Raw genomic sequence first — 842 nt, 5'->3', positions numbered from 1 at the left:
TATATTGGAAAATGCGAACTCTAAATGAAGCTATTTATTATTCTTGTGGCACTAACCTTAGTTGGTTGTAAAAACGAACCTAACCCGGCTGAACTTAATGAATCGGAAGCTTTTCCTCCAGTGTTTCAGGAGGTCCGGCATGGTGAGGTTTATACAGACCAATTTCATTGGCTTAGGGACACAGAAACCCCTGAAATAAGCTCCCCACCAGTGGTCAAATATCTTGAGTCTGAAGAACAAAAGACCAAACGTTATTTTTCCTCTAAAAGTAATGAAATTTCTGAAGTGTTTGCTGAAATAAAGAGCAGATTGCCACAAGGGCAGACCGAAGACACTTGGGAAAATGCGGGACATACCTTACATACAGAGTATCAACAAAATGGCGAATATCGCATTTGGTACTATTTGCCAGCGGGATCTAATCATAGAAAATTATTATTAGACGAGAATACTAGAAGAAAAAATCAGCTTTCATATAAATTACTAAGTTTGCAATTATCACCAAATGCAAAGTATTTGGCGTGGGTAGAAAATTCTTCCGGTGTTCATTCACTCCATATTAAATCAGTTGATGGTAGCGCAGAAATAATTCAAAAAATTGATAACGTTAAAGATGATATTGAATGGAGCAGGGGATCTGACACCATATACTATGTTGAACTTGATGAGTTTGGCCGGGAGTATAAAGTTGTTTCTAAGTCGATAGGCTCCGGTACTGAATTCAAAACACTATACAAAGAACAAGACGACGAACGTTTTGTTTCCATTCATAAATCACTGTCCAACAAGTATTTAATAATCAATAGTCGTACTTGGTCTAGCTCAGAAGTAAGGATTCTCGA

The 842-nt window shown here is 37.4% G+C and carries 1 protein-coding gene; it reads left to right on the top strand.

Features of this window, described 5'->3' with window-relative positions; genetic code table 11:
* Window positions 1-24: 24 nt before the first annotated feature.
* The coding region (locus GQS54_RS22925; RefSeq protein WP_166426232.1) for a hypothetical protein at window positions 25-842 on the top strand (818 nt) is incomplete at its 3' end.

The organism is Paraglaciecola sp. 20A4, from assembly GCF_011378905.1.
Taxonomy (GTDB): domain Bacteria; phylum Pseudomonadota; class Gammaproteobacteria; order Enterobacterales; family Alteromonadaceae; genus Paraglaciecola.
This window is presented reverse-complemented; position numbering and strand designations above follow the sequence as displayed.